At 54.8% G+C, this 7,363-nt stretch carries 8 protein-coding genes and 1 pseudogene; 6 read left to right on the forward strand and 3 right to left on the reverse strand.

The features are described from left to right. Positions 1–37: 37 nt before the first annotated feature. The 4 genes and pseudogenes from FCH32_RS07325 to agp all read left to right on the forward strand — a co-directional run bounded on the left by FCH32_RS07325 (position 38) and on the right by agp (position 4,417). A complete protein-coding gene (locus FCH32_RS07325; RefSeq protein WP_174360700.1) occupies positions 38–1,918 on the forward strand; it encodes a cytochrome c biogenesis protein CcdA in 1,881 nt (626 codons plus the stop codon). Continuing rightward, a complete protein-coding gene (locus FCH32_RS07330) occupies positions 1,915–2,538 on the forward strand; it encodes a DsbA family protein (protein ID WP_174360701.1) in 624 nt (207 codons plus the stop codon). Before FCH32_RS07325 ends, FCH32_RS07330 begins: the two co-directional genes overlap by 4 nt. Next, positions 2,528–3,034 (forward strand): protein disulfide oxidoreductase, encoded by a 507-nt coding sequence (locus tag FCH32_RS07335; protein WP_174360702.1) that lies wholly within the window; start codon positions 2,528–2,530, stop codon positions 3,032–3,034. Before FCH32_RS07330 ends, FCH32_RS07335 begins: the two co-directional genes overlap by 11 nt. Positions 3,035–3,176: 142 nt before the next feature. After that, positions 3,177–4,417 (forward strand): annotated as a pseudogene (gene agp / locus FCH32_RS07340) (bifunctional glucose-1-phosphatase/inositol phosphatase). A 47-nt stretch (positions 4,418–4,464) separates the two neighbouring features. Here the strand turns inward: agp and FCH32_RS07345 are convergent. Continuing rightward, positions 4,465–4,692: a YccJ family protein gene (locus tag FCH32_RS07345; RefSeq protein ID WP_115258899.1), complete on the reverse strand. Its 228-nt coding sequence runs from the start codon at positions 4,690–4,692 to the stop codon at positions 4,465–4,467. Between the two features lie 20 nt (positions 4,693–4,712). Then, positions 4,713–5,309: an NAD(P)H:quinone oxidoreductase gene (gene wrbA, locus FCH32_RS07350; RefSeq protein WP_096757609.1), complete on the reverse strand. Its 597-nt coding sequence runs from the start codon at positions 5,307–5,309 to the stop codon at positions 4,713–4,715. Positions 5,310–5,694: 385 nt separating this feature from the next. On the opposite strand from wrbA, the gene FCH32_RS07355 reads away from it, so the two are divergent. Beyond that, a complete protein-coding gene (locus tag FCH32_RS07355) occupies positions 5,695–5,868 on the forward strand; it encodes a con-10 family general stress protein (protein ID WP_096757608.1) in 174 nt (57 codons plus the stop codon). 194 nt (positions 5,869–6,062) lie between these two features. Then, positions 6,063–6,701 (forward strand): HTH-type transcriptional regulator RutR, encoded by a 639-nt coding sequence (gene rutR, locus FCH32_RS07360; protein WP_096757607.1) that lies wholly within the window; start codon positions 6,063–6,065, stop codon positions 6,699–6,701. On the opposite strand, the gene FCH32_RS07365 is transcribed toward rutR, so the two are convergent. Continuing rightward, the gene (locus FCH32_RS07365) at positions 6,698–7,093 is read right to left on the reverse strand and encodes a lysozyme inhibitor LprI family protein (RefSeq protein ID WP_174360703.1); all 396 of its coding nucleotides are present in this window, start codon (positions 7,091–7,093) and stop codon (positions 6,698–6,700) included. The two genes, rutR and FCH32_RS07365, sit on opposite strands and share 4 nt — an antisense overlap. Positions 7,094–7,363 lie beyond the last annotated feature (270 nt).

The following is a 7,363-nucleotide window of genomic DNA, read 5'->3' on the forward strand; positions in this document are numbered from 1 at the left end:
TTGCTGACTGTTAGATAATTATTCACGGAGAAAAAATATGATGACTGTTTTCAGGCAGGCGCTGCTCTGTCTGTTATTGCTATGGCTGCCCGTATCCTGGGCGGCTGATATCGGCTGGCTGCGCTCAGCCGAGAACGACCATGCCAGTGTGCGACTGCGTGCCGATACGTCCGCCGAGGGGGAAACCCGGCTGCTGCTGGACGTCAAACTGGAGGATGGCTGGAAAACCTACTGGCGCTCACCGGGCGAGGGCGGCGTCGCGCCGTCTATTGCCTGGAAGGGCGCTATGCCAACCGTGGACTGGTTCTGGCCCACGCCTGCGCGTTTTGAGGTCGCCAACATTACCACCCAGGGCTATCACGATCGGGTGACGTTCCCGATGGTGGTGCGCGGTACGTCACCGGCTACGCTGAACGGCGTTTTGACGCTGTCGACCTGTAGCAACGTCTGTCTGCTGACAGATTATCCCTTTTCTGTGACGCCTTCTGTCCAGGACGCCACTTTTGCCCATGACTATGCACAGGCCATGGGGCAGATCCCACTTGCCAGTGGTCTGACGGATTCTCTGCACGCCGGGGCGCGCGCCGGAGAACTGGTCGTCGAGGCGCAGCGTAAGGGCGGCTGGTCTACACCGGGATTGTACCTGGATACTGTCGATGAGGCGGACTTTGGCATGCCGACAATGCGCGTGGAGGGTGAAACGCTGCGCGCCACGATCCCGGTGCATGACAGCTGGGGTGAGGGTGCGCCGGATCTGCGCGGTAAATCGCTCACGCTGGTGCTGGTAGATAACGGTGTCGCTCAGGAAAGTCGTCTTGTCATTGGTGACGCGCCGGCAGCAGAAAGCGCGGCGCTTCCGCTGTGGCAGGTGGTGTTGATGGCGCTTCTGGGCGGGCTTATCCTCAACCTGATGCCCTGCGTGCTGCCGGTTCTTGGGATGAAGCTGGGTTCAATTTTACTCGTCGAGGAGAAAAGCCGTCGCCAGGTTCGCCGCCAGTTTCTGGCTTCGGTGGCCGGAATAGTGGTCTCCTTTATGGCGTTGGCCGCGCTGATGACGGTGCTGCGGATGACCAATCAGGCACTCGGCTGGGGGATCCAGTTCCAGAGTCCGTGGTTTATCGGCGTGATGGTGCTGGTGATGCTTACGTTCAGTGCCAGCCTGTTCGGGCTGTTTGAATTCCGTTTACCTTCAAAGATGACCACTACGCTGGCGACTCACGGTGGCAATGGCCTGGCCGGTCATTTCTGGCAGGGCGCGTTTGCGACGCTGCTTGCCACGCCGTGCAGTGCGCCGTTCCTGGGTACGGCTGTGGCGGTGGCGCTAACGGCTTCACTACCCACGCTGTGGGGGTTGTTTCTGGCTCTAGGACTGGGAATGAGTTTACCGTGGCTGCTGGTGGCGCTGCGCCCGGGTCTGGCGCTGCGTTTACCGCGTCCGGGACGCTGGATGACTATCCTGCGGCGTTTGCTCGGGGTGATGATGCTCGGTTCAGCCATCTGGCTGGCAACGTTGCTGCTCCCGCATCTGGGGTTTACCAGCCAAAGTGCTGCCAAAGAGAGCGTCAACTGGCAGCCGCTAAGTGAACAGGCCATCACCGACGCGCTGGCTCAGCATAAACGTGTTTTCATCGATGTGACCGCCGACTGGTGTATTACCTGTAAGGTCAACAAATTCAACGTCTTGAATAAAGAAGACGTGCAGGCCGCCCTGCAGCAGCCCGATGTGGTGGCACTGCGCGGTGACTGGACGCTGCCCTCTGAAGCAATTACCGAATTTCTAAAAAAACGCGGCCAGGTTGCTGTGCCGTTTAACCAAATTTATGGCCCCGGCATGCCGGAAGGCCAGGCGTTGCCGACGCTGTTAACCCGCGATGCGGTGTTAAACATGCTGGTAGATGCTAAAGGAGTCACGCCATGAAACTGTTGATTGTTCTGCTGTTGTCCCTGTTTTCTGCCGTCAGTGTGGCGCAAGAGCCCGCGCCGTTTACCCCGGAGCAGGAAAAGCAAATTGAAGCGTTAATTCAGGAAGCGCTGTTTAACGATCCGGACAGTCCGCGCATTGGCGCGAAGCAGGCAAAACTGACGCTGATTAACTTTACCGATTACAACTGCCCGTACTGCAAGCAGCTGGATCCGATGCTGGAAAAAATTGTGCAAAAGTACCCGGACGTAGCCGTAGTGATTAAACCGCTGCCGTTTAAAGGTGAAAGCTCGGTGCTGTCGGCGCGCACCGCACTGATGACCTGGCGTGAGCACCCGCAGCAGTTCCAGGCGTTACATGAAAAACTGATGCAGAAAAGAGGCTACCATACTGCTGCCAGCATCAAACAGGCGCAGGAGAAATCGGCGGCAACCCCGGTCACATTGGATGATAAAAGTATGGAAACGTTGAGCACCAACCTGCAACTGGCGCGGCTGGTAGGTGTGCGCGGTACGCCTGCCACGATCATCGACGATGAACTGATCCCAGGTGCCGTACCGTGGGAAACGCTGGAAGCCGTGGTCAAAGAAAAGCTGGCGGCGGCCAATGCTAAGTAAACTGCGCCGCTGGCTGCGCGAAGGGCTCATCTTACTGGTGCTGATTGCGGGCGCGATGTTGCTGATGGATGCGTGGCGAGCGCCCACGCTCCCCACCGCTTTTGACAGCACGCCATTGCAGACGCTGGAGGGTGAAACCGTTACCTTGGCGGCGCTCAGTCAACAAGAACCTGTGCTGCTCTATTTCTGGGCCAGCTGGTGTGGCGTTTGTCGCTTCACCACACCGGATGTTGCCCGGTTGCAGCGGGAAGGCGAGAACGTGATGACCATTGCGTTACGCTCCGGCAGTGAAGCGGAAGTGTCTCGCTGGCTGTCGCGCAAAGGCGTGGACTTCCCGGTCATCAATGACGCCGATGGCACGCTCTCCCGCAGTTGGGAGGTTAGCGTCACGCCGACGCTGGTAGTGATGTCGCAAGGCCGCGTGGTCTCCACAACCAGCGGCTGGACCAGTTACTGGGGCATGAAATTGCGGCTGTGGTGGGCAAAAAAGTTCTGAATATCGTGCCGGGGAAACCCGGCATTTTTTTACAGCTGAGATAAACCCTTAACTACACCTGCATTTTGCGAAAGCGTTCCCGGAAAAATGTCTTGTTTCTGTCACACTCAGTGGTGATTGATAACAACAAGAGGTCGTAGGGATGAATAAATCGCTAATCGCCGCAGCCGTGGCAGGGGTCGTATTACTGTCATCCGCCGCACAGGCGCAGATCGCGCCGGAGGGCTATCAACTCCAGCAAGTATTGATGATGAGCCGACATAACTTACGTGCACCTTTAGCCAATAATGGCAGTGTTCTGGAGCAATCAACGCCGAAGCCGTGGCCACAGTGGGATGTGCCGGGCGGTCAACTCACCACCAAAGGCGGGGTGCTGGAAATCTATATGGGCCATTACATGCGTGAATGGCTGGCAGAGCAGGGGATGGTGAAATCCGGTGAATGTCCGGCCCCGGACTCGGTGTATACCTACGCCAATAGCCTGCAGCGTACGGTCGCAACGGCGCAGTTCTTTGTGACCGGCGCGTTCCCGGGCTGCGATGTTCCCGTGCACCATCAGGAAAAAATGGGCACCATGGATCCCACCTTCAACCCGGTAATCACTGACGACTCTGCCGCATTTAGTCAGCAGGCCGTGCAGGCGATGGAAAAAGAGCGCAGCAAAATGCAGCTTAGCGACAGCTACCAGTTGCTAGAGCAAATGACAAACTACAAAGACTCACCGTCCTGTAAAGAAAAACAGCAGTGCTCACTGACCGACGCCAAAGACACGTTTACTGCGAAGTACCAACAGGAGCCTGAGTTTCAGGACCGCTAAAGGTTGGTAACTCGCTGGTGGATGCGTTCACGTTGCAATATTACGAAGGGTTCCCGCTAAATGAGGTGGCCTGGGGTGAGATCAAATCCGATCAACAGTGGAAGGTGCTGTCAAAGCTGAAGAATGGCTATCAGGACAGCCTGTTTACCTCGCCAGCCGTGGCGCAAAATGTGGCCAAGCCGCTGGTGAAATATATCGATAATGCACTGGTGACCGGGCGTACAAAAGCGCCGAAAATTACCGTGTTGGTCGGTCACGACTCCAACATTGCGTCATTACTCACCGCGCTGGATTTCAAACCGTATCAGCTGCATGACCAGAACGAACGCACGCCGATTGGCGGGAAGATTGTCTTCCAGCGCTGGCATGACAGTAATGCTAACCGGGATCTGATGAAAATCGAGTATGTTTATCAAAGCTCGCAGCAGCTGCGTGATGCACAGGTGTTGACGTTGAAATCACCCGCGCAGCGCGTGACGCTGGAACTGAAAGGCTGCCCGATAGATGCGAATGGCTTCTGCCCGATCGATAAATTCGATAGCGTGCTGAATGCGGCGGCAAAGTAGAGTGAAATAACAAGAAACTCCCCCGTACAGACGGGGGAGTCATGATGCTAGACGTTTTTACGTTCGATAGTCTGTTCACCCCAAAAGAGTGAGTCTTTGTCCGTTTTCTCGAAGGCTTTGATCAGCACCTCGTCGCTGCCTTCTTCCCAAATTTTCTCCGCCAGTTTCTCGTCATAATGGGCGACTTCAAAAATAGCCTCGGCGATTTCCGACGATGTATTGCGCAGACGCGCCCATTCACCGACGCGATGGGCTTTCGCTTCTTGAGTTGGCATACGAATCCTCCTGTTGCAGATTAGCCGTTGAGTTTTACTGCCAGACCGGCGACATATTCACCCTGATAGCGGGCGATAGACAACTCTTCCTGACTTGGCTGGCGAGAGCCGTCGGCCCCGGCAATGGTGGTCGCGCCGTACGGTGTCCCGCCGCGAACTTGCGAGACGTCAAACAGCTCTTGCGCGGCGTATCCAATAGGAACGATGACCATCCCGTGGTGGGCAAGCGTTGTCCAGGTTGAGGTAATGGTTTGTTCCTGACCGCCGCCGGTTCCTGTTGAGCTAAATACGCTGGCGAGTTTGCCGTACAGGCCGCCAGAAGCCCACAGGCCACCGGTCTGATCCAGGAAGGTACGCATCTGACCGGACATATTGCCAAAGCGGGTAGGGGTGCCGAAAATAATGGCGTCGTAATCAGCCAGTTCTTGCGGGGTCGCGACAGGGGCATTTTGTGTTTTACCGCCCGCCTTCAGGAAGATCTCAGGCTGCATCGTTTCTGGCACACGCTTAATAATGACTTCCGCGCCATCGACCTTATTTGCACCTTCTGCGACTGCATGGGCCATCGTTTCAATGTGTCCGTACATGGAATAATAAAGCACCAGAACTTTTGCCATTTTACACTACTCCTCGAGTTAACCGTCTGTGTAGCGAATCGCTACCTCTCTTTAAAGATATGACGTACTGCCAGGAGTGCAAATTTCACCATCATTTCTTTGATTTATAACAATTTTAATGGCAGTTCTATTTTGTCGCAAAATGATACATTTTTGAGTAGGTTGGATTTGCTAGTCATAAGAAAGGGTTATTGATTTCCGGCGGTGATTATTCGCCAAATACCGACAAACCTGTTGCAGAATATTACCGTTAGCCGGTTGTCAGGCCAGTCTTCACTATGCTTAATCCCACGCAGCGAACATAGGGCATTGCCCACAGCTTGCGTGAGGTATCACTCCTCAGTACCTATGCAATATGATGTCTAATCAATGACGGAGGTCAGTAATGGCAAACCATCGAGGCGGTTCCGGCAACTTTGCGGAAGACCGCGAAAGAGCATCAGAAGCAGGTCGAAAAGGTGGCCAGCACAGCGGGGGGAATTTCAAGAATGACCCGCAACGCGCTTCAGAGGCAGGCAAAAAAGGGGGCAAAAATAGCCACGGCAATAACAAAACGTAATTGCCAGGCTGTCTGTTAACTATATCGTGACGTCTGAGCGTTCAACGACAGACGTCGCAAAGCCACCGCCGCCGGATTATCCGGCGGTTTTTTTGTTTGAAGGATGCACGGTAACTACTTCCCGTGGCCGCTTTAATTTATCCATTCACCGTATGATTTGTTATGCTGACGCCCTCAGAACAAGGAGAGGGCGGATGGCTCAAGGCGTAGAGAAAAAAACAGGTAAACGCTCGCAGGCGGTCAACGCGAAACGCCAGGCCATTTTAACTGCGGCGCTAAATATCTTCTCCCAGTTTGGGATCCACGGAACGCGTCTTGAACAGGTGGCTGAGCAGGCGGGCGTGTCAAAAACCAATCTGCTCTATTATTACCCGTCAAAAGAAGTGCTCTATATTGCCGTGTTACGCCAGATCCTCGACATCTGGTTGGCGCCGCTGAAGGCCTTTCGTGAAGACTTTGCGCCGCTGGTGGCGATCAAAGAATATATCCGCCTCAAACTGGAAGTTTCCCGCGATTACCCGCAGGCATCACGGCTGTTTTGTATGGAGATGCTGGCAGGCGCGCCGCTGCTGATGACCGAGTTGACGGGAGATCTCAAAACGCTGATTGATGAGAAATCCGCGCTGATTGCCGGGTGGGTCAGTAGCGGCAAACTGGCTCCGGTCGATCCGCATCATCTGATTTTTATGATTTGGGCTTCAACCCAGCACTACGCCGACTTTGCTCCACAGGTGGAAGCAGTGACGGGTGCGACACTACGCGATGAAGCCTTTTTTAACCAAACGGTTGAGAACGTCCAGCGGATGATTATCGAAGGGATCCGCGTGCGTTAACCGGCGGGCGGTAACGGGCAGCTTAAATCACCTTCTTCACACTGCAGCAGCGAGGCGAGAAACGCTTCGCGCTCGTGGGTTTTATCGGTCAGACACTGGCTCGCGATCATCGATTGCACGCTGCCGCCTTCCGTACCTGAGCTGATTAACGCGCAGTCAGCATCGCGCAGAGTTATCCACGCGACTTGCGCCTTTTTCAGTAATTCACGTTGAGCGGGCGCTGCACGCTTAAGCGCATTCTGATAGGTATCATTGAGCTTTGCATCCGCCGTTTTAAACTGCTCAGCGGCGCAGGTGTTCATCTCAGTTTGGGTGTTCGCGCTGGTGCAGTCTTCTGCCAGCGCCGGGCTGCTGAGCAGCAGTGCCGCACATGTCAGTACAATTCGTTTCATGCTTCTCTCTGACTCCATAAAAAAGGCCCCGTTACCGGTAATACTGTTCATTCAACGACTCAGTTTCAGAAAGCATCAACCAGTGTTGGGGAGGTGATGAACATGCTATCTCAGAGAGAGGTTCCGTTCACCTCATGTTCATCGTTTTTCTGAGGCACCGATTCCTGTGAACGTGTAAAGGGCGTTTTCCGCCACGCCCTTTACAATCCCGGCTCCCGGCAGGAAAATTGCCACTTCGTGGTTCCCTCCGCTTATTTCTCCAGGCTATCG

Origin of the sequence: Citrobacter gillenii (assembly GCF_013337685.1) — a bacterium.
Taxonomy (GTDB): domain Bacteria; phylum Pseudomonadota; class Gammaproteobacteria; order Enterobacterales; family Enterobacteriaceae; genus Citrobacter; species Citrobacter gillenii.

Excerpts from the sequence above, each read along its gene's own strand:
- FCH32_RS07325 (WP_174360700.1), top strand. The coding sequence starts at position 38 with ATGATGACTGTTTTCAGGCAGGCGCTGCTCTGTCTGTTATTGCTATGG.
- FCH32_RS07330 (WP_174360701.1), top strand. The coding sequence starts at position 1,915 with ATGAAACTGTTGATTGTTCTGCTGTTGTCCCTGTTTTCTGCCGTCAGT.
- FCH32_RS07335 (WP_174360702.1), top strand. The coding sequence starts at position 2,528 with ATGCTAAGTAAACTGCGCCGCTGGCTGCGCGAAGGGCTCATCTTACTG.
- FCH32_RS07345 (WP_115258899.1), bottom strand. The coding sequence starts at position 4,692 with ATGCCAACTCAAGAAGCGAAAGCCCATCGCGTCGGTGAATGGGCGCGT.
- wrbA (WP_096757609.1), bottom strand. The coding sequence starts at position 5,309 with ATGGCAAAAGTTCTGGTGCTTTATTATTCCATGTACGGACACATTGAA.
- FCH32_RS07355 (WP_096757608.1), top strand. The coding sequence starts at position 5,695 with ATGGCAAACCATCGAGGCGGTTCCGGCAACTTTGCGGAAGACCGCGAA.
- rutR (WP_096757607.1), top strand. The coding sequence starts at position 6,063 with ATGGCTCAAGGCGTAGAGAAAAAAACAGGTAAACGCTCGCAGGCGGTC.
- FCH32_RS07365 (WP_174360703.1), bottom strand. The coding sequence starts at position 7,093 with ATGAAACGAATTGTACTGACATGTGCGGCACTGCTGCTCAGCAGCCCG.